The 22,808-nt window shown below is 64.5% G+C and carries 22 protein-coding genes (1 of these 22 running past the window's edge); 5 read left to right on the top strand and 17 right to left on the bottom strand.

Translation table 11 applies throughout. The features are described 5' to 3' along the window. Positions 1–1,353 carry the 3' portion of a M23 family metallopeptidase gene (locus P9230_RS15600; protein ID WP_095824175.1) on the top strand. The gene continues 627 nt to the left of window position 1, outside the view, so the window shows 1,353 of its 1,980 coding nt (coding positions 628–1,980); its start codon lies off the left edge, out of view; its stop codon occupies positions 1,351–1,353. On the opposite strand, the gene P9230_RS15595 is transcribed toward P9230_RS15600, so the two are convergent. From P9230_RS15595 to P9230_RS15545, 11 genes are all read right to left on the bottom strand, one after another. Continuing rightward, a complete protein-coding gene (locus P9230_RS15595) occupies positions 1,350–2,906 on the bottom strand; it encodes an MFS transporter (RefSeq protein ID WP_127247086.1) in 1,557 nt (518 codons plus the stop codon). The genes P9230_RS15600 and P9230_RS15595 overlap by 4 nt on opposite strands. A 242-nt stretch (positions 2,907–3,148) precedes the next feature. Further along, a complete protein-coding gene (locus tag P9230_RS15590; RefSeq protein ID WP_278114637.1) occupies positions 3,149–4,663 on the bottom strand; it encodes a L,D-transpeptidase family protein in 1,515 nt (504 codons plus the stop codon). A gap of 141 nt (positions 4,664–4,804) precedes the next feature. Continuing rightward, complete coding sequence (locus P9230_RS15585) at positions 4,805–5,164, bottom strand: MmcQ/YjbR family DNA-binding protein (protein ID WP_066990072.1); 360 nt, start codon at positions 5,162–5,164, stop codon at positions 4,805–4,807. Positions 5,165–5,343: 179 nt separating this feature from the next. Continuing rightward, complete coding sequence (gene clpB / locus P9230_RS15580) at positions 5,344–7,950, bottom strand: ATP-dependent chaperone ClpB (protein ID WP_278119805.1); 2,607 nt, start codon at positions 7,948–7,950, stop codon at positions 5,344–5,346. Between the two features lie 255 nt (positions 7,951–8,205). Then, positions 8,206–8,727: an SRPBCC family protein gene (locus P9230_RS15575; protein ID WP_245307350.1), complete on the bottom strand. Its 522-nt coding sequence runs from the start codon at positions 8,725–8,727 to the stop codon at positions 8,206–8,208. Next, the gene (locus P9230_RS15570) at positions 8,705–9,070 is read right to left on the bottom strand and encodes a metalloregulator ArsR/SmtB family transcription factor (protein WP_067319638.1); all 366 of its coding nucleotides are present in this window, start codon (positions 9,068–9,070) and stop codon (positions 8,705–8,707) included. Before P9230_RS15570 ends, P9230_RS15575 begins: the two co-directional genes overlap by 23 nt. Before the next feature lie 153 nt (positions 9,071–9,223). Continuing rightward, on the bottom strand, positions 9,224–10,216 hold the full coding sequence (locus P9230_RS15565; protein ID WP_067319051.1) for a DUF4167 domain-containing protein: 993 nt from the start codon (positions 10,214–10,216) through the stop codon (positions 9,224–9,226). 310 nt (positions 10,217–10,526) lie between these two features. Beyond that, the gene (gene prmC / locus P9230_RS15560; RefSeq protein ID WP_278055899.1) at positions 10,527–11,396 is read right to left on the bottom strand and encodes a peptide chain release factor N(5)-glutamine methyltransferase; all 870 of its coding nucleotides are present in this window, start codon (positions 11,394–11,396) and stop codon (positions 10,527–10,529) included. Then, positions 11,389–12,468 (bottom strand): peptide chain release factor 1, encoded by a 1,080-nt coding sequence (gene prfA, locus P9230_RS15555; protein ID WP_127216785.1) that lies wholly within the window; start codon positions 12,466–12,468, stop codon positions 11,389–11,391. The genes prmC and prfA overlap by 8 nt, the downstream gene beginning before the upstream one ends. Before the next feature lie 139 nt (positions 12,469–12,607). Continuing rightward, complete coding sequence (ptsP, locus tag P9230_RS15550) at positions 12,608–14,878, bottom strand: phosphoenolpyruvate--protein phosphotransferase (protein WP_066990090.1); 2,271 nt, start codon at positions 14,876–14,878, stop codon at positions 12,608–12,610. Positions 14,879–14,961: 83 nt separating this feature from the next. Continuing rightward, complete coding sequence (locus P9230_RS15545; RefSeq protein ID WP_278119800.1) at positions 14,962–16,215, bottom strand: aspartate kinase; 1,254 nt, start codon at positions 16,213–16,215, stop codon at positions 14,962–14,964. Between the two features lie 217 nt (positions 16,216–16,432). On the opposite strand from P9230_RS15545, the gene P9230_RS15540 reads away from it, so the two are divergent. Both P9230_RS15540 and ubiG read left to right on the top strand, forming a co-directional pair. After that, a complete protein-coding gene (locus tag P9230_RS15540) occupies positions 16,433–16,729 on the top strand; it encodes an antibiotic biosynthesis monooxygenase (RefSeq protein ID WP_164757328.1) in 297 nt (98 codons plus the stop codon). Between the two features lie 127 nt (positions 16,730–16,856). Then, positions 16,857–17,606, top strand: a complete 750-nt coding sequence (ubiG, locus tag P9230_RS15535; RefSeq protein ID WP_095824176.1) for a bifunctional 2-polyprenyl-6-hydroxyphenol methylase/3-demethylubiquinol 3-O-methyltransferase UbiG — start codon at positions 16,857–16,859, stop codon at positions 17,604–17,606. A 15-nt stretch (positions 17,607–17,621) separates the two neighbouring features. On the opposite strand, the gene P9230_RS15530 is transcribed toward ubiG, so the two are convergent. After that, the gene (locus tag P9230_RS15530) at positions 17,622–18,536 is read right to left on the bottom strand and encodes a DMT family transporter (RefSeq protein ID WP_095823953.1); all 915 of its coding nucleotides are present in this window, start codon (positions 18,534–18,536) and stop codon (positions 17,622–17,624) included. A 102-nt stretch (positions 18,537–18,638) separates the two neighbouring features. On the opposite strand from P9230_RS15530, the gene P9230_RS15525 reads away from it, so the two are divergent. After that, a complete protein-coding gene (locus P9230_RS15525; protein ID WP_127326086.1) occupies positions 18,639–19,154 on the top strand; it encodes a MarR family transcriptional regulator in 516 nt (171 codons plus the stop codon). Here the strand turns inward: P9230_RS15525 and P9230_RS15520 are convergent. The 4 genes from P9230_RS15520 to P9230_RS15505 form a co-directional block, all read right to left on the bottom strand. Continuing rightward, on the bottom strand, positions 19,117–19,542 hold the full coding sequence (locus P9230_RS15520) for a DUF1178 family protein (RefSeq protein WP_067319064.1): 426 nt from the start codon (positions 19,540–19,542) through the stop codon (positions 19,117–19,119). The two genes, P9230_RS15525 and P9230_RS15520, sit on opposite strands and share 38 nt — an antisense overlap. Then, positions 19,539–20,399, bottom strand: coding sequence for a carbon-nitrogen hydrolase family protein (locus tag P9230_RS15515; RefSeq protein ID WP_278119794.1), 861 nt, complete (start codon positions 20,397–20,399; stop codon positions 19,539–19,541). The genes P9230_RS15520 and P9230_RS15515 overlap by 4 nt, the downstream gene beginning before the upstream one ends. 2 nt (positions 20,400–20,401) lie before the next feature. Then, the gene (grxC, locus tag P9230_RS15510; RefSeq protein ID WP_066990112.1) at positions 20,402–20,671 is read right to left on the bottom strand and encodes a glutaredoxin 3; all 270 of its coding nucleotides are present in this window, start codon (positions 20,669–20,671) and stop codon (positions 20,402–20,404) included. A 76-nt stretch (positions 20,672–20,747) separates the two neighbouring features. Next, complete coding sequence (locus P9230_RS15505; RefSeq protein WP_127403773.1) at positions 20,748–21,548, bottom strand: ComF family protein; 801 nt, start codon at positions 21,546–21,548, stop codon at positions 20,748–20,750. 65 nt (positions 21,549–21,613) lie between these two features. On the opposite strand from P9230_RS15505, the gene P9230_RS15500 reads away from it, so the two are divergent. Next, a complete protein-coding gene (locus P9230_RS15500; protein ID WP_278119792.1) occupies positions 21,614–22,486 on the top strand; it encodes a methyltransferase domain-containing protein in 873 nt (290 codons plus the stop codon). A 30-nt stretch (positions 22,487–22,516) separates the two neighbouring features. Here the strand turns inward: P9230_RS15500 and P9230_RS15495 are convergent, their stop codons facing one another. Continuing rightward, entirely contained in the window at positions 22,517–22,705 is a 189-nt protein-coding gene (locus P9230_RS15495) for a Flp family type IVb pilin (RefSeq protein ID WP_082953632.1), read from the bottom strand. Positions 22,706–22,808 lie beyond the last annotated feature (103 nt).

Genomic DNA, 22,808 nt, shown 5'->3' with positions numbered 1-22,808 from the left:
GTGCGCGAAGCCGGCAACGGCCTGAGCGACGGCGCCGTCCAGGTTGCGGCGCTTCATTATGTCGACCCGCAGCGCTTCGGCGACGCCTTCGCCGAGAGCATGGCGGGTTCCTACGACGTCAAGATCACGCCGGAGAACGTCTCGGTGGCGCCGCGCGCCACGCCGGACGACCAGACGCCGGCCTTCGCCGAGGAAATCATCCCTTTCACCGAGGACACCGATATCACCGACGCCTTCGCTGATTCGGGCTACACCGGCGATGACGCCACCGGCATGTCGGAAGCGATCGGCAAGCTCTTGAACGCGACGGCGCTCAAGGCCGGAACGGTGCTGCGCGTAGGCCTGGAGGTGCGCGGCGACGTCGCCAAGGTAGTCCGCACCAGCGTTTACGACCGCACCACGCATATCGTGACCATCGCGCTCGACGATCGCGGACAGTTCGTGCCGGCGCAGGAGCCGGAGCCCAATCCCGAATTGCTGACGGCGTTCGATGATTCGCAGCCGGTGGTGGTGCGCGGCAACCTGCCCAACGTCTATGACGGCATCTATCGAGCCGCCTTTTCCTATGGCATGTCGAAATCGATGACCCAGAAGCTGATCAAGCTTCTTGCCTCGGACGTCGACTTCCAGTCGCGGCTTTCGCCGTCGGACCGTCTCGAGGTCCTGTTTTCGCAGCCCGACGGCGACGACCAGACCTCCGACAGTTCTGAGCTTCTCTACGTCTCAGCCACCTTCGGCGGCCAGACGCGCAATTTCTACCGCTTCCAGATGCAGGACGGCGGCACCGACTATTTCGACGAGAACGGGTCGAGCGCCGAGCAATTCCTGCTGCGCAATCCGCTGCCCGCCGGCAAGTTCCGCTCCGGTTTCGGCGCGCGCCGGCACCCGATTCTGGGATATGTGCGCATGCACACCGGCGTCGATTGGGCCGCGCCCATCGGCACGCCTATCATCGCCGCCGGCAACGGTGTTGTCGAAAAGGTCGGCTGGGCCGGCGGCTACGGCAAGCAGATCATCATCCGCCACGCCAATGGCTACGAGACCTCCTATAATCACCAGAGCGCTTTCGCCAAAGGGATCGAGCCGGGCGTGCGCGTGCGTCAGGGCCAGGTCATCGGCTATCTCGGCCAGACCGGCCTCGCCACCGGCCCGCACCTCCACTACGAGCTGATCGTCAACGGCACCAAGGTCGACCCGATGCGCGTCCGCCTGCCGGTCGGCAAGGTGCTGAAGGGCGACGATCTCGTTGCCTTCAAGCGCGAGCGCGAGCGTATCGACGACCTGCTCAAGCAGGAAGACGGAAATTCGCTGAAGGTCGCCAGCGCCAAGACCGATTCGCAACTTCCCAACTAATCCGGCGAATCGCCCGTCTGCCGTGGCCAGGGCAGCGCCTGTCCGGGCACGGTGAGCCAGGCGAGGATCGACGATAGCAGGCAAAGCAGCGTCGTGACGGCGGCGACCGCGGCAAAGGCCGAATCGCTTGCCGCAATCCTCAACGCGTCGAGATTGGCCGCGAGCCCGGACGCCGGCGGTTCGCCGAAACCGGGCATGCCGGCAGGGCTGCCGGTCGATCGCGCATAGACGAAAGCCGCGAGCGAGCCCATCGCCGCCACCGCGATCAGGCCGCCGATGCGCGAGACGGCATTGTTGATGCCGGATGCCGCGCCCGTGTCCTTGTCCTCGACGGAGGTCATGATCGCCGTCGACAGCGGCGACACGACGAGCGCCATGCCGAGCCCCATCACCGCCATCAGCGGAAAGGTCCCGGTCCAGAAATTGTGGATCCCGGCATGGGCGAGCAGGGCCATGCCGGCAAAGGCGATGGCGACGACCAAGCTGCCGGCGGCGATCGGCAGGCGCGGGCCGATCTTGTCGGACCACTGGCCGACCGGCCCCGACAGCAGCGCGATCAATGCCGACAGCGGCAGGAAGATGAAGCCGACCTCGGCCGAACTCAGGCCCCAGCCCGCGATCAGAACCATGGGCAGGTAGAACAGGTTCGCCGACAGCGCGAAATAGAGGAAGAAGGTCGCGAGATTGGCGCCGGCGAAGGCCCCGATGCGAAACAGGCCGAGATCGATCATCGGCTCGCGCTGCCAGCGCTCGTAGAGAATGAAAATGAAAAGCAGGACGACGCCGGCGACGATCGCCGGCCCGGCCATTATCCCGCCGCCCTCGGCGTTCATCGCCGTCAGCCCATAGGCCAGCGCCCCGAAGGCGAGCGTGGCGAGCGCGGCGCCCCCGAGGTCGAGGCTGCGCTTTTCGGTCGGCTGGTCCGCCGGTATCTTGGCGAGCAGCAGATAGATCGAAACCAGTCCGAGCGGCAGGTTGACGGCAAAGATCGCGCGCCAGACGCCGTTGCCGAAAGTCGACAACGCGAACCCGCCGAGCACCGGCCCGAGCGCCGTCGTCAGCGCCGAGGCCGCGGCCCAGATGCCGATCGCCCGGCCACGCTCCTTTTTCGGATAGGCCTTGGCGATGATGGCGAGGCTGCCCGGCACCATGATGGCGGCGCCAATGCCCTGGATGGCGCGGAACGCGATCAGAATTGCCGGATTGGGCGCCAGCGCGCAGGCGAGCGATGCTGAGATGAAGAGCGCGATGCCGGTCACGAATGCGCGCCTGAGGCCGAATCGGTCGCCGGCGGCACCACCGGCCAGAATCAGCGCCGAAAGCGTCAGCGCATAGGCGTTGGAGATCCATTGCGCTTGCGCCAGGCTGGCGCCGAGATCGACGCGCAAGGCCGGCGTGGCGATCGCCAGGATCGAACCGTCGATGAAGCCGAGCGCCGAGGCCAGGATTGCCGCGACCAGCACGAACTTGCGCTGTGTCTGCGGGCAAAAGGTGCCGTTCGCGCGCGTCGCGGTCGAAAGCGAATCGGCTGTGGCTTCACTCGAGGAAGGCATGAAAACCTGCTTAGCTCTCCGGCGTATCGGTAACAACGAGCCAGAAGATTGCAGTTCTGAAACCAGTTTGGTCTGACGGCATGGCCAGGGAGGTAGCCATCGTAAATGCAAACGAGCCGTCGCGTGCTAGGTTCCGGCGGGTCATTCCAGAAGGGGGAGAGCCAGCCTATGCCTCATCACCCGCTGCTCAGCGCGGGTTCATCCTGGCGATGCAGCTGATCTATGCAACCGCCATGCGCGGCTCATTGCTGCGCAAAATCATCGACTGAAGACCCGCCGACGAACTCGACGGTCACGCCCGGCGACACCAGCTTGGCGAGCTCTCGCGCATCCCAGTTGGTCAGGCGCACGCAACCGTGGCTTTCGGTCTTGCCGATCTTGGAAGGATCGGGCGTGCCGTGGATGCCGTAGGTCGGCTTGTCCAGCGCGATCCAGACCGAGCCGACCGGACCGTTCGGCCCCGGCGGGATGGTCAGGATCTTGTCGTTCTGGCCCTGCTTGAAATTGATGCTGGGATTATAGGTGTAATTGGGATCGAGCGCGATGCGCGACACGGTGTGGATGCCGGTGGGCGACGGTGTGTCGGCCGAACCGATGGTGGCCGGATAGGCCGCGACCAGCTTGCCGGCCGCGTCATAAGCGAAAACTTCCTTCTGGTCCTTGTCGGCGACGATGCGGGCAACCGGCGTCGACACAAGCTGGCCGAAATTGGCGACCTTGACGATGGTCCCGGGACGGTTGAAGTCAAGGCCTTTGTTGATCGACTTCAGATAGCCTTCGTCCATGTGGAAGCGCTCGGCGAGCGCCTCGGTGACCGAGGTGTAACCCATGCGGTCGAGCTTGGCCTTCTGGCTGTAATCTTCCGGAATCGAGGCGACATAGGGTCCGGCAACGTCCTCGGGCGTGATCGTGTAGGAGGCGAAGGCGTCGCCCCCCGACTGGGCGAGCGCCGCCTTGATGGCGGCCGAGTCGGTCGATTTCAGATTGCTGCCGGTGATCTGGTTGTAGGCGGCCAGGGCCTTGTCGACATTCGAGCCGAAGCGGCCGTCGATGACTCCCGGCGAGGCGCCGGCGCGGTCGAGCAGCACTTGGAGTTCGGCCACGTCCTGGCGCACGCCGAGCGAAAGCGACGGATCGACGGTCGCCTTGCCGCCCGTGTCCGGCGGCAGCGCGGCCTGGGTCTCCGGATTGACTTGCAGCACGTCCCCCTGCCCAGGGTGCGGTTCGATCGATGCTTCGTTCAGCGGCTCGCGCTTGATGGTGTCCGACCTTGGCGCCTCCGGATAGGTTGTGGCATACCCTTCGTCGCTCGGCGCCGGCGGATAGGCCTCGACGGAATTGCCGCTGTTGGAATCGTAGTCGTCGACCGGCGGCGGGATATACCGGCCGTTCTCGTCCAGCTGCCTGCGACGGAAGCGGGCCATGTCGTCGGGATCGTCGAGATAATAACGGTCGTCGTCCTCGACGGGCGCACGCCCGAGCTCCTGCATCCGCAGCTGACGGCGCAGCGCCCGGCGATCGAGCCTGGTCTGCGGCGGCTGGATGGCGATAACCTTTCCGGTATCGGCATCGACAAGCACCCGGTTGCCCCTGGCATCGTAGTAGATGTCGATATTGCCGTCCTGGGCGAGCAGGAGCGCGCCGTGCTGAGCGTGCCGAACCGTCTTCTGCGCGCCTTCCAGACTGGGCGCTGCGAGCGCGCCAGAAGCCGCCAGCCCGGCCGCGAGTGCCGAAAGGGAAAAGATCGTGCGCAGCATGTGGGTCAGGCTCTCCGGTCGGCTCGGTCTTGCTGGGCGAACCCTTCGCCAGCAAACCAGTTACCAAAACTAAGGTTCCAATATGAACCGGGCATGAAGATGGCGGATTTCCGGCGTTTCACCATGGTCCCCAACCGAATGTCAGTGCAGCCCCAATTCGCTGCGCGCCAGTTTCGTCAGCTTCAGCACGACCAGGCGGTGGCTTTCGCGCAGGTAGTCCTTCAGCGCGGCATCATCCACGCTTTGGCTTGTCTGGCGCTGGATCCATTTCATGCCGCGCGACGCGAGATAGGGCGCGGGCCGGCAGCCCGGCTGTTCCTTCAGCACGTCAAACGCCATGTCGGAGCATTTGAAGGTAACGAAGACCTCGCCCTCCCGGTCATGGCCGCCGATCGCGAACACCTTGCCGCCGACCTTCCAGACGTGAGCCCCGCCCCACTGCACGACGTGGGTCGTGGCGGGCAATGTGGCGCAGAAGCCGTTATAGTCCTCGAGCTTCATTGGAATCGGCCCTCCGGGACCCGCGATCAAGCTCGGTTTTGCCGCAGGGCCCTGTCGAAAAGCAAGAGCGCGCCGCCCTGCCGGATGCGACGCGCTCCTGTATCCTTGTTTGCGCAATTCGGACGGAAAACCACCAAGCGCTTTTCCTGGAATGGCTCCGGTCACATGCCCGGCTCGACTCAGGCGGCGGCTTCAGCCGCCACCACCGTCGGCTTCGAACGGAAGTTCAGGCGATCGGAACCGGCGGTGACCTTGACGGTCGAGCCGTCGAGGATTTCGCCGAGCAGGATCTTCTCCGCCAGCGGATCCTGCAGTTCCTTCTGCATCACCCGCTTCAGCGGCCTGGCGCCATAGGCCGGATCGTAGCCCTTGCCGGCCAGCCACTCGATCGCATCGTGATCGAGCGACAGCGTGATCTTGCGATCGACAAGCAGGTTCTCCAGCCGCTTGAGCTGAATCTCGACGATGCGATCCATATCCTCGCGTCGCAGCCGGTGGAACAGGATCACCTCGTCGACGCGGTTGAGGAATTCCGGACGGAACGAGGCTCTCACCACGCCCATCACCTCGTCGCGCACGGCATCGACGTCCTGGTCATCGCGGAGATTGACCAGATATTCGGCGCCGAGATTGGAGGTCATGATGATCAGCGTGTTGCGGAAGTCGACCGTGCGGCCCTGACCATCGGTCAACCGGCCATCGTCGAGCACCTGGAGCAGCACGTTGAACACGTCCGGATGCGCCTTCTCGATCTCGTCGAACAGCACGACCTGGTAGGGCCGGCGCCGCACCGCTTCGGTGAGCGCGCCGCCCTCCTCATAGCCGACATAGCCGGGAGGCGCGCCGATCAGCCGGGCCACCGAGTGCTTCTCCATGAACTCCGACATGTCGATGCGCACCATGGCGCTCTCGTCGTCAAACAGGAAGGCGGCGAGCGCCTTGGTGAGCTCCGTCTTGCCGACGCCGGTCGGACCCAGGAACATGAACGAGCCGATCGGCCGGTTCGGATCCTGCAGACCCGCACGGGCGCGCCGCACGGCCTTGGAGACCACCTGCACCGCCTCGCCCTGGCCGACGACGCGCTTGCCGATCTCGTCCTCCATACGCAACAGCTTCTCGCGCTGTCCCTCAAGCATCTTGTCGACCGGAATGCCGGTCCAGCGTGACACGACATGGGCGACGTGGTCAGGCGTGACCACCTCTTCCACCATGCCGGCCTTACCGTCCTGGGCTTCGGCTTCCTTGAGCTTCTTCTCCAGCTCCGGGATCTTGCCGTAGGCAAGCTCGCCGGCGCGCTGGAACTCGCCCTTGCGCTGGGCAATCGCCAGCTCGTTGCGCATCTCGTCGAGCTGCTTCTTCAGGTCGGCGGCAAGGCCGAGCTTGTGCTTTTCGGCCTGCCACTTGGCGGTCAGCTCGGTCGACTGCTCCTCGAGGTCGGCCAGATCCTTCTCCAGCTTGGTCAGCCGGTCCTTAGAGGCGTCATCCTTCTCGACCTTCAGCGCCTCGCGTTCGATCTTGAGCTGCATGATGCGGCGGTCGATCTCATCCAGCGCCTCGGGCTTGGAATCGACCTGCATCCTCAACCGCGATGCGGCTTCGTCCACCAGGTCGATCGCCTTGTCCGGCAGGAAACGGTCAGCGATGTAGCGGTTGGAAAGCGTCGCGGCCGAAACCAGCGCCGAATCGGAGATGCGCACCTTGTGGTGCTGCTCGTATTTCTCCTTCAAGCCGCGCAGGATCGAGACAGTGTCCTCGACCGTCGGCTCGTCGACGAAAACGGGCTGGAAGCGGCGGGCGAGCGCCGCGTCCTTCTCGACATGCTTGCGGTATTCGTCGAGCGTAGTCGCACCGACGCAGTGCAGCTCGCCGCGCGCCAGCGCAGGCTTCAAAAGGTTCGAGGCGTCCATCGCGCCATCGGCCTTGCCGGCACCGACCAGTGTGTGCATCTCGTCGATGAACAGAATGATGCCGCCTGCGGCGGAAGTGACTTCCGACAGCACGGCCTTCAGCCGCTCCTCGAACTCGCCGCGATACTTGGCGCCGGCAATCAGCGCGCCCATGTCGAGCGCCATCAGCCGCTTGTCCTTCAGCGATTCCGGCACGTCGCCATTGACGATGCGCAGCGCCAGGCCTTCGGCGATCGCCGTCTTGCCGACGCCGGGCTCGCCGATCAGCACGGGATTGTTCTTGGTGCGGCGCGACAGCACCTGGATGGTGCGGCGGATCTCGTCGTCGCGGCCGATGACCGGGTCGAGCTTGCCCGCCCGCGCATCCGCGGTCAGGTCGCGGGCGTATTTCTTCAGCGCGTCGTAGCCCTGCTCGGCACTGGCCGAATCGGCGGTGCGGCCCTTGCGGACATCGTTGATAACCTGGTTCAGCGCCTGCGCGGTGACACCGGCCTTGGCCAGGATGTCGGCGGTCTTCGCCGACTTCTCCATGGCGAGCGCCTGCAGCAGCCGCTCCACGGTAACGAAGCTGTCGCCGGCCTTCTTGGCCAGTTCCTCTGCGGTCGAAAACACCTTGGCAAGCGGCTGGGCGAGATAGAGCTGGCCGTTGCCGCCTTCGACCTTGGGCATAGCCTCCAACGCCGCCTCGACGCCGAGCTTCACGTCGCGAATGCTGCCGCCGGCGCGCTCGATCAGAGACGCGGCAAGGCCCTCGTCATCATCGACGAGCACCTTGAGCATATGTTCGGGAGTGAATTGCTGGTGGTTGCGCGAGAGCGCCATGGTCTGCGCGGACTGGATGAAACCGCGCACGCGCTCGGAATATTTCTCCGTATTCATGTATGTCTCCTTCCATCACCGGCCCGCTTTGCGGCACCGGATCAGATTGCGGTGACGGACCCGCTCATTCGAGCCGAGTCCTGTTCAGCCGAGATATGGTGTATCAGCTCAGGTCTCTCAAGACGCCCTGATCTCGGTCAGCGCAGAATATTCTAGGGCCTGGTCGCCCGAAGCGCGCAGCGGTTTTGGGCGAATATTAGGCATTAAAACAAGGGCTTAAATGCTGCGGCTGCGTGACGCGCGACATCGACGGCTTCATGATCGTCCACCGCTCGCGCCCAGGGTGACGAGAAGCTCGTCCAGTTGCCCGAACGTCTCGCCCATCGCCTCCGCCGCACCGGTGCCGGCAGCGTCGAGAGCCTCCTTCGAGGGATAGAGCTCGTGCAGGACCAGCAGCGTCTTGCCACCTTTTTCCTCGAAGGTCACCGTCGTGACGGGTCCACCCTCACCGCCTTCCTCATTGGTCCAGACGAGGCGCGACTGCGGTGTCACTTCGATGTACCTGCCGAAGAACTCGTCAAGGTTTGAGCCATCGTGGCCGAACGCCAAACGGTACCTGCCCCCGACACGGACATCCATCTCGCAGGAACGCAGCACCATTCCCATCGACTTCGGCGCCCACCACTGCTTGAACAGCTCAGGCTTGGTCCACGCCTCGAACACGATGCGCGCCGGAGCGTTGAAGGTTCGCGTGACGACGAGCTCGCGGTCCGACGTCCGTTCCACAGTCGTGCGGTTCTGCATCGGTGTGGCCTCACTCGCTTTGCTTGCGTCCATCGACCTTCTCCTTTCGTTTCAGTTCCTCGACCACCTTGTCCAACCCGTCGAAGCGTGCGTCCCAGAGCTGGCTGTACCTCTCGATCCATGCCGCCTCTTGCTCCAGCCCGCGCAGGCCGAGCTTGCAGGTCCGCACACGCCCGACCTTTTCCGTGCTGACGAGCCCCGCTTGCTCCAAGACACCGACGTGTTTCTTCATGCCCGTAAGGGTCATGTGGAACTGCTCGGCCAGTTCCGTGATCGAAGCGTCCGCACGGCCGAGCTGCTCCAGCACGCCGCGTCGGGTCGCATCCGAGAGCGCGGCGAATGAAGCATCGAGGCGGGTCTTGATATACTGAACCATATGGTTCAGTATTAGCGCACAAATTACCGCCATGCAAGGAAACGAAAGCGCGTCGCGCTGAAACGGATTCAGGCGACGTGCTTTAGGCACGCACAACGAGAAACGGCGGAGAAACCTCTCCGCCGTTCGAATTGCCTGGAAATAGACCTGCGGTCAGCTATCTGCGTCGGCGACTGCCGGCTCGCCGGCGCCGCCTGCCGGCTCACCGGCGCCGTTCTCGCTCGGCGCTGCATTTGCCTCTTTGGCGGCAGTCGCGCTGCCGCTGTCCGCGACGTTGCCGCCATCGGCGGCGCTGTCCGCCCGGCCGGCATTGCTTTCATCGCCATTGCCCTGCTCGGCGCTATGGCCCTGCTCGGCATTGCCGCGACCGCGACGTGGACGTCTCTGCCGACGCCCACCGCCATTGTCCGTGCCGGCTTCGTTGCGCTCGGCCTGGGCAGCAAGGCCCGCAGGCGAGAAGCTGTCGAACAGCGGAGCCTGCTCGGCCGCAACGCCGTCTTCGGCGGAGCCCTCCGGCTTGGCCTGCGCCTCATTGCGGCGGCTCTGATCGATCTGCTGGCCGCCATGTTCGCTGCGCTCTCGCTGACCATTGTCGCCGCGCTGACCATTCTGACCGTACTGGCCATAGCCGCCATTGCGGCGGTCGCGGTGCCTGTCACGACCATTATTGTCGCGCCGGTTGTTGTCGCGGCCGTTTTCCTGGTTGTAGGCGAGTTCCGCCGGCGTGCCTTCGATCACCGGCTGCGGCCCGGAACCGTTCGCGGCGGCCTGCGACTCGCCGGCATTTGCGTTGCCGACCGTGTCGAACTCGTCGCGATCCTCATCGACGTCGTCATCGAAGTCGTCGCGGTTCTGCTGGGCGTTCTGGATGGGCATCTGCGCCTGCGCGGCCGCGATGATGCGATTGTAGTGCTCGGCGTGCTGGAGATAGTTCTCCGCCATCACCCGGTCGCCGGAGCTTTGCGCGTCACGGGCGAGTGCGGCATATTTTTCGGCGATCTGCTGAGCCGATCCGCGGATCTTCACGTCCGGACCGTTGCTCTCATAGTTGCGCGTCAGGGGATTGGGCCCCTTGCGGTTGTTGTTGCCACCGCCGCCATTGTTGTTGCGACCGCGCATGCGCCTGTTCTGCTGTTGTGGCCTCATTCGACTCTCTTCATGTGAATTTTCTAAAACTCGTCGCGAACGGTGGCGCTCATGCAGCCGACCGTTTCGTTTTTTCACCGGCGTTCGCCCGCATCGATTGCGTTGGCGCCACGTGCCATCCTGTTCCGGTTACATCACTTGCCGGACGATTCCCGCACGAAGCATGGGCGTCGTTTGCGCAAGGAGGCAGCTATTTCCAAGGAAAACCGAATCGCTAAGAGCACTGCCTGCTTCGTCTCATCCGGTTAAGCCGGAACCTAGCTGCATTCCCTAATATTGCCAAGCGTTTTTTCGCACTGCATCAGGGCTTTCAACGCTCAAACACCAGAACCCTGTCGTTTCCGCCAAGATCGCGTCGCGCCTCCGACAGCCTGTAGCCGGCTGCCGCGAAGATTGCGGTCACCTCGCTTTGCTGCGTATGGCCGATCTCGACCGCTACCTTGCCCTGCGCTTCCAGAAATCCTTCCGCCTCTCCGGCGATGATCCTGTAGGGGATCAGCCCGTCCACACCGCCATCGAGGGCCTGGCGTGGATCGAAATCGCGGACCTCGTCCTGCAGATTTCCAATGTCTCGACTGGGTATATAGGGTGGATTCGCGGCAATTAAATGGTATCGGCCCGAAACTTTTTCGAACCAGTTGGAATGCAAGGCCTTGAAGCGCCCGCCGAGCCCCAGATCCGCGGCGTTTCGCGTAGCGGTCGCCAGCGCGCCGGGTGAAATATCGACGCCGGTCGCGGTCGCCGCCGGAATCGCGCTGAGCAGCGCCAGCGCGATTGCGCCGGTTCCGGTGCCGAGATCGAGGATACGGCACTGGCCAAGCCTTTCGGCCGTCGACTTGGCGAAGGGCAGGATCGCGTCGACCAGCGTCTCGGTATCGGGGCGCGGCTCCAGCGTGTCCGGCGACAGCGACAGCCGCAGCCCATAGAACTCGCGATAGCCGAGAATGCGATGCACCGGCTCACCTGCGACGCGACGCCTCAGGGCCGCCTCGATTGCCGCAAGAGCCGCAGAATCCACCGTTCGGCCCGGCTCCGCGATAGTCTGGGTGCGCGTGGTTTCGGAAAAATGCTCGACGATCAGCCTGGAATCGAGCGCCGGATCGGCAATGCCGGCGGCAGCGAGCCGCTCCCTCGCCGCGTGCAGCAGCGGTCGAAGTGCCGAGGGCAAAGGATCAGCCATCAATACCCATGTCGGCGAGCAGCTTCGACTGATGGTCGGCGATCAGCGCGTCGATCACCTCGTCGAGCTCGCCCATCATCACCCGGTCGAGCTTGTAAAGGGTGAGGTTGATGCGGTGGTCGGTGACGCGTCCCTGCGGGAAATTGTAGGTGCGGATGCGCTCCGAGCGATCGCCCGAGCCGACCTGCGATTTTCGCGACGACGAGCGCTCCTCGTCCGCGCGGCTGCGTTCCAGGTCATAGAGCCGCGCCCGTAAAATCTGCATGGCCCGCGCCCGGTTCTGGTGCTGCGACTTTTCCGCCTGCACCACCATGATGCCCGTCGGCAGATGCGTGATGCGCACCGCCGAATCGGTGGTGTTGACGTGCTGCCCGCCGGAGCCGGACGCGCGCATCGTGTCGATGCGGATGTCCTCTGCCCGGATATCGATATCGACCTCCTCGGCCTCGGGCAGTACGGCGACCGTCGCCGCCGAGGTATGGATCCGCCCGCCGGCCTCGGTTTCCGGCACGCGCTGCACGCGATGCACGCCGGATTCGAATTTCAGCTGCGCGAACACGCCCTTGCCCGACACCGAGGCGATGATTTCCTTGTAGCCGCCGACTTCGCCTTCGCTCGCCGAAACGACCTCGAAACGCCAGCCGCGCGAGGCGGCGTAGCGCTCATACATGCGAAACAGATCGCCGGCGAACAGGGCCGCCTCGTCGCCGCCGGTGCCGGCGCGGATTTCGAGGATGGCGTTCCTGTCGTCGGCGGCATCCTTGGGGAGGAGCAGAATCTGGATATCCTTCTGCAGCACCTCGATGCGCTCCTTAACCTCCGGCAGGTCGGCCTCGGCCAGCGCCCGCATCTCGGCGTCGATGTTCTTGTCGGCGAGCATCGCTTCGAGGTCGGCCTGTTCCTGCTCGGCGGCGCGCAGCGCCCGGATCTTGCCCACCATCTCCTGGATATCGGCATATTCGGAAGCCATTTTGACGTAGGCATCGGCCGTCGGCCCTGCCGACATCTGCGCTTCGAGCATGTCGAAACGCTTGACGACTTGGTCCATGCGGTCGCGGGGCAAGTTGATCATGGGCTCGGGACTTCGATGGAATTCACGTCAGGACGAGTCGAAACTGGCGAATTTCGAGAACCGGAGCGGAATGTACATTTAGGTCCATGAGCACCGGAAGCGCAGAAAATCGACATTTGCAGACCGCCCTCACGTGAATCTAGAGCGGAATGGAGCGGTCGTCGGCAAAGGCTTGCAGCAGCGCCCGCATTGGCGTCCCTTGGACGGGGGCCATCAGATTGTCGTTGAAGAAGGCTTCCAGCTCCTGCAGCGGCAATTCGGTCAGCATCGCCTTGACCGGGCCGATCGAGGCCGGCGACATCGAGATCGAGCGGAAGCCGACGCCGATCAGCGCCATCGCCGAGATCGGCTTGCCCGCCAACTCGCCGCACAGCGTCACCGGCGTATGGTTGCGCGCGCCGGCGTCGGCGATCTGCTTCAGCACGCGCAGGAACGGCGCCGACAGCGTGTCGAAACGGTCGGCAAGCTGCGTGTTGCCGCGGTCCACCGCCATGACGAACTGGAAGAGGTCGTTGGAGCCGACCGAGACGAAGTCGACCGCCTTCATCAACTCGTCGAGCTGGAACAGCAGCGACGGCACCTCCAGCATCGCGCCGAGCTTGAGGCTCGTCGGCAAATGATGCGCAAAACGCGACAGGTGCCGGACTTCGCGGTCGATGATCTCGCGCGCCTGCGCGATTTCCGACAGTTCCGTCACCATTGGCAGCATCAGCTTCAGCTCACGCCCGCCACAAGCCTTGAGCAGCGCGCGGATCTGTGTCCTGAGGAGGCCGGGGCGGTCGAGAGTGAGGCGGATCGCCCGCCAGCCGAGTGCCGGGTTTTCCTCTTGCACCGCGCCCTTGAAATAGGGCAGCACCTTGTCGCCGCCGATGTCGATGGTACGGAAGGTGACCGGCTTGCCGCGAGCCGCCTCGAGTACATCGCGATAGAGCCGCTCCTGCGCCTCGGCGCGCGGAAAAGTCGAGGCGACCATGAACTGCAATTCGGTGCGGAACAGGCCGATGCCGGCCGCTCCCGATTCTGAAAGCTGCGGCAGGTCGACCGCAAGGCCGGCATTCATCAGGAGATCGACCGGGACGCCGTCCTTGGTCAGCGACGGCTTCTTGCGCAGTTCGCGATAGATTTCCTGCCGCCGAGCTCGGAAGCGGACCTTTTCGGCATAGGCGGCCTCGAGGTCGGACTGCGGCCGCAGGTGAATGGTGCCTTCCTCGCCGTCGACGATGATGGCATCGCCGTTTTCCGCCATGGAGACGGCGCCCTTGACCTGGCCTGCGACCGGAATGCCCATCGCGCGCGCGACAATGACGACATGGCTGGTGGCCGCGCCGTCCTCCAGCACCAGGCCGCGCAGCTTGTCCCTGGGATAGTCGAGCAGTTCGGCCGCACCCATCGAGCGGGCGACGATGATGGCATCCTTTGGCAGCGAGGCCGCGACATCCTCCGGACCGCGCCCCATCAGCTGGCGCAAGAGCCGGTTGGCGAGATCATCGAAATCGCTCATGCGCTCGCGCAGATAGGGGTCCGTCATGTGCAGCATGCGTGCGCGCATGTCGCTCTGCACCTTCTCGACGGCCGCTTCCGCAGTCAGGCCGTTGCGGATCGCCTCTTCCAGCCGGCGTACCCAGCCGCGGTCGTTGGCGAACATGCGATACGCCTCGAGCACCTCTCGATGCTCACCCTCGAAAGCGACGTCCCGGCGCTCGAGCATGTCGTCGATCGACAGCCTCAGCGAGCCGAGCGAACGGTCCAGGCGACGCACCTCCTCCTCGCTGTCCTCGTTGAATAGGTTGGTGACGACGATGCGCGGCTCGTGCAGCACGACATGGCCAAGCCCGACGCCTTCGTTGAAGGCAAGACCGGTGAAGCTTGCCGGACGGCGCAGGTCAAGTTCGAGCCCCGGCCGGGTGAGGCGGGCAAGATCGCCGGTGGCGACCATCTCGGCGATCACCATCGCCGTCGTTTCCAGCGCCTCGACCTCGTCGTCGCGATAGTGGCGCATGGTCTTGTTCTGCACCACCAGGACGCCCAGCGTGCGCCCTGCCCGCAGCACCGGCACGCCGAGGAAGGAATTGTAGATCTCTTCGCCCGTCTCCGGCAGGTAGGCGAAGGCCGGATGCTCCTGCGCGTTGGAGAGATTGAGCGGCCGCGCGCTGGCGGCGATGGTGCCGACCAGGCCTTGCCCGAGCCTCAACTGCGCCAAATGGACGGCGGTGGGGTTCAGACCTTCGGTGGCGTAGAGCTCCAGCACCGAATCGGCGCGCAGCACATAGAGCGAGCATACCTCGGCGACCATGTTGGAGGCGATGTCGCGCACGATACGGTCGAGCCGCTCCTGCGGCTCCAGCGGCTCCTGCATGAGCTCGCGGAGCCGTCTCAGCAGAACGCGCGGGCCACCGGCCATGTCACGCATCGCGGCTTCTTCTCCAATGGGCACGTTGCCCGCCGTAGCTTCCGCCACGGCCGGCGCTCACGCAATAACGGACTCAGTTCTTGCTATTGCTTATCGAGCCCGTAGACGGAATGCAAAGTACGAACTGCAAGTTCCGTATAGGGACCGTCGATCAGTATCGAGATTTTGATCTCGGAGGTGGTGATCGCCCGGATATTGATCGCTTTATCGGCCAGCGCCTTGAAGGCGGTGGCCGCGACGCCGGCATGGCTTCGCATGCCGATACCGATGACCGAGACCTTCGACATGCCGGCTTCCGACTGCACGACGTCGTAGCCAACATCGGCCTTCAGCCGCTCGAGCACTGCCAGCGCCTTGTCGATGTCGCCCGACGGTACCGTGAAGGTCATGTCGGTGAATTTGCCGTCCTCGGAGATGTTCTGGACGATCATATCGACATTGATGTTGGCCTCGGCCAGCGGGCCAAAGATGCCGGCGGCGACGCCTGGGCGGTCGCCGACGCGGCGCAGCGAGATCTGCGCTTCGTCCTTGGCATAGGCAATTCCGGTGACGACCTGCTGTTCCACGATCTCTTCCTCGTCGCAAATAAGCGTTCCGGGCGGATTGAGCAAATCCCCCATTCCGGGCGCGTCGGGATCGTCGAAGGACGACCGCACAAAGGTACGCACCCTGTGCACCATGGCAAGCTCCACCGACCGCACCTGCAGCACCTTGGCGCCGAGCGAGGCCATTTCGAGCATTTCCTCGAACGAAATCTTGGCCAACCGCCGGGCTTTCGGCTCGATGCGCGGATCAGTCGTGTAGACGCCGTCGACATCGGTGTAGATGTCGCAACGGTCGGCCTTGACCGCTGCCGCGATCGCCACGGCGCTGGTGTCGGAGCCGCCGCGGCCGAGGGTCGAGATGCGGTTGTCCGGGCCGATGCCCTGGAAACCGGCGATGACCGCCACCTGCCTCTCGCCGAAGCGCTTGATCAGGAACGCGCCGTCGATGTCGAGGATGCGCGCCGCGCCATGGGCGTTGTCGGTCTTGATCGGGATCTGCCAGCCCTGCCAGGAACGGGCATGGACACCCATGTTCTGCAGGGTTATCGCCAACAGGCCGGCCGTGACCTGCTCACCGGAGGCGACAACGGCGTCATATTCGCGCGCGTCGTGCATGGGCGAGGCCTCGCGCGTCCAGCCGACCAGCTCGTTGGTCTTGCCGGCCATGGCCGAAACCACCACGGCGACCTCATGGCCGGCATCGACCTCGCGTTTGACATGGCGCGCCACATTGCGGATGCGGGCGATGTCGGCGACCGAAGTTCCGCCGAATTTCATCACAATGCGCGCCATGGAAGCGAGATGCCTTTGACTAAAGCCGGCTTGGGGCCGGAAAACGGAAAATGCGCCCGGACCAGCCGAGCCGCGGAAATGCGCGGCCTCCTTAGCTAAAACAGCAAGGCTTCGCAAGCGAGGGCGCAGGAGAAGCGGCCTTGGCGCGATTTTGAAGTCTCCTGGCGGATTCCTGCCGCGCAATGCGATAAACTTGGAAAATCGGATGGAGGAATTCATGACCGAGACGCTGGAGATCGTGACCTTCCGCCTCAAGCCGGATGCTGCGGCTGGTTTTGTTGCCCAAAATGGCGTCGTCACCGACTGGCTGGCGCACCAGCCCGGTTTTCTCAGCCGCCATCTCGGCGAGCGCGACGACGGAAGCTGGGTCGACGTCGTGCGCTGGCAGAGCCTCGAGCAGGCCCAGGCGGCGGCACAGCGCATCATGGCCGAGATCGGCGATTGCGAGGCCATGCGGGCGATCGAGCCGGCCAGCGTCGCCATGAGTCATGCCGCGGTCGCGCTGTCGGCCTAGGCTCGACTGTCCCTCGTCCCGCTGCGGCTGGTTGGCGGCAACGGAAAAAACCTGCCTTGACTTTCGCTGCCGGGGACCCGACTTCCTAGCGTTCCCCGACTTGCTGGCGTTCGAGGAGACCCGCCCCATGCCTGAGCCCCGCCGATCGACCATAGATGCCGGAGAAGTCGAACGCTTCTCCGCCCTTGCCGCCGAATGGTGGAACCCGAACGGCAAGTTCCGGCCGCTGCACAAGTTCAACCCTGTGCGGCTTGCCTATATCCGCGACCAGGTGGCGGCGCGCTTCGGCCGCGATCCGCGCGCGGCAAGGCCATTCGAGGGACTGCGCTTCCTCGACATCGGCTGCGGCGGCGGGCTCTTATGCGAACCGATGGCGCGGCTTGGCGCGGAAGTGGTCGGTGCCGACGCCTCGGCCACCAACATCGAGGTCGCTAAGCTGCACGCGGCCGAAGCCGGCGTAAATGTCGACTATCGCGCCACCACGGCCGAGGCGCTGGCCGACGCCGGCGAGACATTCGACGTCATCCTCAACATGGAGGTGGTCGAGCATGTCGCCGATGTCGATCTCTTCGTCGCCAAATGCAGTGAGATGGTCCGGCCCGGCGGCATCATGTTCGTCGCCACCATCAACCGCACGCTGAAGGCGCTTGGTCTTGCCATCATCGGCGCCGAATATGTTCTGCGCTGGCTGCCGCGCGGCACGCATCAGTTCGGCAAGCTGGTGCGGCCGGAGGAGTTGGCAAAGGCGCTTGGCGCGGCGGGGCTGACCATCGTCGACCGGACCGGCGTGATCTATCATCCCTTGGCCGACCGCTGGCAGAAATCCAGGGACATGGACGTCAACTACATGGTGCTGGCCGAAAAAGCCTCGGTCTGAGGGCCAACGAAGCGTTTACGCCGCCTGGCTTTGCAGCTTCGGGCTTGGCTGGCTCTGCGCCTTGGTGGTGATGAGCACGCCGGCGGTGATGATGGCCGCGCCCAGCCAGGTCAGCAGCTGATAATGCTCGCCGAGGAAGATCGTGCCGGCAAAGAGCCCGACCGCCGCCGCCACATAGCCGATCTGGCTGAGATAGACCGGCCCGCCGATCGCCTGCAGCCGGAAGAAGAAGGCAAACATCGCCGATGCCGATGCTACCTGTGCGGCCACCACCAGCGGCGCGCCGCCGAGCGGAGCAAATGCCTGCCAGCCGAGCAGCGTCAGGATGCCGATGAGAAGCAAGGTTGCCGACGCCAGATGGCTGCCGACGGCGAGCTCGATCGGACCGGTGTCCTCGGGCCAGTCGATGGTGCGGTAGATGTTGCCGGCGGCGAGGCTGACGGGGATGAGAAGGCCGACCGCCACCCAGAAATATTCGGCCGGCTGGCCGGCCTCCCCACGCGTAAGCGCGACCATGACCGCGCCGATAAAACCAACGATAATGCCGATGACGCCGAGCAGGTTGGGTCGCCGCACCCCAAGCAGGATCGAGAACACCAGCGTGATGACCGGCGACAGCGTGAACATAATGCCCGTGTAACCCGCGCCGAGATGCGGGATGGCCGAGAACATCAGCAAGTTAGGAAGAGCGTAGGAGATGGCTGCGGTGATGAAGAAATAACGCAGCTTGTGCGCCGTGAGCCGGATGCGCTGACCGAGCAGCAGAAGCGTTGTGAGCAACACGCCGCCGGCGCCGAACGAGATCACGAAAGCCCAGACCATTGCCGGGGCACCGGCCGCCGTTGCCAGCTTGCCGAAGGGGAGCGTCATGCCGAGCAATCCGCCGGTGACGATCAGAAGACCCAGTGCGGAGTCCCAGAGCAATTTCATCTGCGTGATCCTGTGGCTTCACGGCCAAGCTTGGCGGCCGCTCCAACTTAGGATAATATAGCGTAAAGATTCTCAATGTCAAGATACTTTACGGTGAGGCACATGGACCGTGCGGCAAGAGCGATGGAGCAATGGCGCAAGGAACGGCCGGACCTCGACGTCTCGCCGATGGGAGTGATCGGGCGACTGAACGAAGCGTCCGCGCTGATCGCGCGCGACCGGCTCGCGCCGCTCTTTGCCCGTTTCGGCCTGCAGCAGGGCGAATTCGACGTGTTGGCCACGCTTCGCCGCTCCGGCGCGCCTCACGCGCTGACGCCGACCGAACTCTACGAGGCGACGATGGTGACCTCCGGAGCAATGACCGCCCGGCTCGACCGGCTGGAAAAGGCGGGCCTGATCCAGCGCGCGCCGCATCCCAGCGATCGCCGCGGCGTTGTGGTGCAACTCACCTCGAAAGGCCTCGAACTCATCGATGAGGCCCTTACCGCCCACGTCGCGAATGAGCATGAAATCCTCGCCGGGTTAGCGCCAGAGGACCGGAAAATGCTCGCCACACTGCTGAAAAAGCTGATCGGAAATCTTAGTTCCGGTCCTCCGGAAAGCTCGGGATCGGCATGAATTCGACGCCGTCCTCGGCGAGGCTTTTCGCCTCGTCCGGCGTAGCCTCGCCATAAATGCCGCGCGGATCGGTCTCGCCGAAATGGATCTTGCGCGCTTCCTCGGCGAACTTGTCGCCGACATAGTCGGCATTCTCCCGCACCTTGTCGGCGAGCGCCTTGAGCTGTGCGAGCGCCTGTTTCTGCGCGTCGCCCATGGCCAGCGCCATCTTCTCCTGCTTGCGTGAGGTGGAGACCGCCGGCGCCATCAGCGCCTTCTCGACCTTGTGCGAGCCGCAGATCGGGCAATCGATGAAGCCGCGTTTCTTCTGCGTGCCGAAGTCGTCATTGCTGCGGAACCAGGCTTCGAATTCGTGCTCGTGTTCACAGATGAGCGAAAAGCGGATCAAGAGGCTGCACCCCTGAGACGCGGCGCCTCGCCGGCATTGACGGTGAAATCCCGCGCGTTCTTGAGATTGGGAATCTTGCGACGCGCCGCAGCCGACTGCGCCGGGTCGATCTCGGCGACGATCACTGCGGGCTCATCATGCGCGGCCTCGGCGATGATGCGTCCCCACGGATCGACGATCAGCGAATGGCCGTAAGTCTCGCGGCCGTCCTCGTGCAGGCCGCCCTGCGCGGCCGCGATGAGATAGGCGCCGTTCTCGATCGCGCGTGCCCTGAGCAGCACGTGCCAGTGCGCCTCGCCGGTCTGGCGGGTGAAGGCCGCAGGCACCGAAAGCACCTGAGCCCCCGCCAGCGCTTCGGCACGGAATAGCTGCGGGAAGCGCAGGTCGTAGCAGACGGCGAAGCCCAGCTTCACGCCGTTGATCTCGGTGACGACGCCCTCTGTTCCCGGCTCGTAAGAGGCGGATTCGCGCCAGCTCTCGCCGTTGTCGAGGTCGACATCGAACATGTGGATCTTGTCGTAGTTGGTGATCATGGCGCCGTCGGGCGCGAACAGGAACGCCCGATTGGCGAGCTTGCCGTCGGCGCGCAGGATGGCCGTCGAGCCGACATGCAGGAAAATGCCGAGTTCCTGCGCAAGTTTCCGCGCCGTCGAAACGACGACGTCCTTGTCTTCGCTGGTGAAAGCGGCGGCACCAGCCTGTTTGTCGCGGATGAGCGCGCCGGTCATTTCCGGCGTCTGCACGTAGGTGGCGCCCTGCTGTGCGGCCTCGCGGACCAGCTTTTCCATGTCGGCCGCGTTGCGCTCCGGGCTGGTGCCCGAACGCATCTGCACCGCCGCCGCCTTGAAAACGCTCATGATCAAACCCTCGCCCCGTTGGCAAGCAACACGTCCAGCCGGCCCTCGGACTCCAATTCATGGAGGTCGTCGCAGCCGCCGACATGCGTGTCGCCGATGAAAATCTGCGGAAAAGTGGTGCGCCCATGCGCCCGCGAAATCATTTCCTGGCGCAATTCCGGCGAGAACGACGCGTCATGCTCGGTATAGGCTACACCCTTGCGCTCGAGCAACCGCTTGGCTGCGGTGCAATAGCCGCACATCATCCGGGTATAGATCGTCACATCAACCATCGATCAGCAATCCTGCCTGCGCCCATCGCCCAGCGGTTATGCGAAAGCGACATGCACCAAAACAACAACTTAAGCCCTATATAGTTGCAGACTCATCGGCCCGGAAGTCCCCCGGCAGGACGCGGGCAAAGGTCAGCACGTCGACCGCTCCGGCGCCGCCTTTCTTCAGCGCCTTGGCCACCGACCGCGCGGTGGCGCCGGTGGTGAAGACGTCGTCGATGACGAGCACCCTTCGGCCGGCGATCTCGATTTCGGCCTCGGGCGGGACGCGGAAGGCGGCGCGTACATTCTCCTCGCGTTCGTGCCGCTCCAGCCCGACCTGCTGGCGGGTGAGTTTTACGCGCCTCACCGCAGCCGGCGCGAAAGGCAGGCCGCTCAGCTTCGAAACCGCCCGTGCCAGCTCCGCCGACTGGTTGAACTGCCGCCGGAAGAAGCGCCGCCAATGCAGCGGCACCGGCACCACAACATCGGCTTCAGCGATCAGTTCGGCGCCGGCGCGCATCATCCAGCGCGCCATCCAGGGCGCGAGATCGGTGCGATCCTGGTATTTCAGCCCTCGCACCATCTGGCGCGCGACCCCTGAATAGACGACCGCCGCCCGCGCCCGCTCGAAAGGCGGCGGATCGGCGATCGCTTCGGCGGAAAGAAAACCGTCGCCCATGTCATGCGTGAACGGCGTGCCCATAACCGGACACCAAGGCTTCTCCAGCAGCCGAAGCTTCGGCCAGCAGGCGCCGCACAGCACGCCAGGCTGCGAGACGTGGCGGCGGCAGCCGGCACAGACCGGCGGAAACAACAGGCGCGCCGGCCAGCCCAGAGCCTGCCGCGCCATGTCCTTCATCGCAATGGTCTTGATCTTGCGCACCGGATCGGCCACGTGAAGCGAAACCCCGCGCCACCATAGCATCGGTCCGGCATGCGCCGACAACAGGAATAGCCCCTTTGCAGCCTTTGATCGACACGGAGCTCTGGCTTGCGCACAAACGCCGGGCGCTGATGCACCCGGTCGACGGAGCCGATTTCCTGATGCGGCGGGCAGCTGAGGACCTTGCCGACCGGCTGGGCGCCGTCGAGCGCAAATTCGGCAAGGCGGCGGCGCTGTTTTGCCAGACATCGGCCGCGACCAGGCTGCTCGCCGGCAGCGGCAAGGTGGCCGACACAGTGCGCGTGGAAACAGACGGTGCCTTCCTTGCCGGAGAAGCCGGCATCGTCGCCCCGGCGGAGACCGTGCCGTTCGAAGCAGAGAGCCTCGATCTTGTCGTCTCGCTGCTGTCGCTGCAGGCGATGAACGACATCCCCGGCGTGCTGGCGCAGATCCGCCGCGCGCTGAAGCCCGACGGACTGTTCCTCGGCGCTTTGGCCGGTGCCGGCACGCTTTCCGAGTTGCGCGAGAGCCTGCTTGCCGCCGAGACCGAGCTTTACGGTGGCGCGAGCCCTCGCATCCTGCCGTTCACCGATGTGCGCGACGCCGGCGCGCTGCTGCAGCGTGCCGGCCTGGCGCTGCCGGTCGCCGACGTGGAGACGGTCACGGTGCGCTACGATTCGTTGTTCGGGCTTGCCGCCGACCTGCGCGCCATGGGCGAGACCAGCCCGCTTTTGGACCGCAGCCGGCGTCCCGCCACCCGGCGGCTGTTCGCCCGCGCCGCCGAAATTTATGCCGATCGGTTTTCTGACCCGGACGGCCGCATCCGGGCAAGCTTTTCGATTGTGTGGATGTCCGGCTGGGCGCCCGACCCCTCACAGCAGAAACCGCTGAAGCCTGGCTCGGCCAAGGTCTCGCTGAAGACGATCCTCGAGAAGCCGACGGGGCACTGACCGATGCGCGCCGCGCTTTGACCGATGCGGTCAGTGCTGGGCAAAGGCGTTGGCAAGCCTGCTGTTGTTGTCGGAGAACAGCCACTGGATCGCGTCGGCGGCCTTGCCGACGCCGCCGACGATTACAAGCGACAGCACGGCAACGATCAGGCCATATTCGATGGCCGTGGCGCCTGATTCATCTTCTATGAATTGCTGCAGCAGGTTTTTCATGGTCATCGATCCCTCTTGGCGGGAACCATAGCGCCTACCCGTTAAGAAAGGTTAACGGCAAAAGCTTAACGGGCGGTGAAATAGCGGTTTCTTGCTGAATTTATTAACC

The sequence above is a fragment of the Mesorhizobium sp. WSM4887 genome, from assembly GCF_029625865.1.
In the GTDB taxonomy this organism is placed as follows: Bacteria; Pseudomonadota; Alphaproteobacteria; order Rhizobiales; family Rhizobiaceae; genus Mesorhizobium.
This window is presented reverse-complemented; position numbering and strand designations above follow the sequence as displayed.

Coding starts and splice junctions, on each gene's coding strand:
- grxC (WP_066990112.1), bottom strand. CDS start 20,671: ATGGTTGATGTGACGATCTATACCCGGATGATGTGCGGCTATTGCACC.
- P9230_RS15570 (WP_067319638.1), bottom strand. CDS start 9,070: ATGGTTCAGTATATCAAGACCCGCCTCGATGCTTCATTCGCCGCGCTC.
- P9230_RS15515 (WP_278119794.1), bottom strand. CDS start 20,399: ATGAGCGTTTTCAAGGCGGCGGCGGTGCAGATGCGTTCGGGCACCAGC.
- P9230_RS15530 (WP_095823953.1), bottom strand. CDS start 18,536: ATGAAATTGCTCTGGGACTCCGCACTGGGTCTTCTGATCGTCACCGGC.
- ptsP (WP_066990090.1), bottom strand. CDS start 14,878: ATGCGTGACATGGCCGGTGGCCCGCGCGTTCTGCTGAGACGGCTCCGC.
- P9230_RS15545 (WP_278119800.1), bottom strand. CDS start 16,215: ATGGCGCGCATTGTGATGAAATTCGGCGGAACTTCGGTCGCCGACATC.
- prfA (WP_127216785.1), bottom strand. CDS start 12,468: ATGATCAACTTGCCCCGCGACCGCATGGACCAAGTCGTCAAGCGTTTC.
- ubiG (WP_095824176.1), top strand. CDS start 16,857: ATGCCTGAGCCCCGCCGATCGACCATAGATGCCGGAGAAGTCGAACGC.
- P9230_RS15585 (WP_066990072.1), bottom strand. CDS start 5,164: ATGAAGCTCGAGGACTATAACGGCTTCTGCGCCACATTGCCCGCCACG.
- P9230_RS15565 (WP_067319051.1), bottom strand. CDS start 10,216: ATGAGGCCACAACAGCAGAACAGGCGCATGCGCGGTCGCAACAACAAT.
- clpB (WP_278119805.1), bottom strand. CDS start 7,950: ATGAATACGGAGAAATATTCCGAGCGCGTGCGCGGTTTCATCCAGTCC.
- P9230_RS15495 (WP_082953632.1), bottom strand. CDS start 22,705: ATGACCATGAAAAACCTGCTGCAGCAATTCATAGAAGATGAATCAGGC.
- P9230_RS15540 (WP_164757328.1), top strand. CDS start 16,433: ATGACCGAGACGCTGGAGATCGTGACCTTCCGCCTCAAGCCGGATGCT.
- prmC (WP_278055899.1), bottom strand. CDS start 11,396: ATGGCTGATCCTTTGCCCTCGGCACTTCGACCGCTGCTGCACGCGGCG.
- P9230_RS15525 (WP_127326086.1), top strand. CDS start 18,639: ATGGACCGTGCGGCAAGAGCGATGGAGCAATGGCGCAAGGAACGGCCG.
- P9230_RS15590 (WP_278114637.1), bottom strand. CDS start 4,663: ATGCTGCGCACGATCTTTTCCCTTTCGGCACTCGCGGCCGGGCTGGCG.
- P9230_RS15575 (WP_245307350.1), bottom strand. CDS start 8,727: ATGGACGCAAGCAAAGCGAGTGAGGCCACACCGATGCAGAACCGCACG.
- P9230_RS15595 (WP_127247086.1), bottom strand. CDS start 2,906: ATGCCTTCCTCGAGTGAAGCCACAGCCGATTCGCTTTCGACCGCGACG.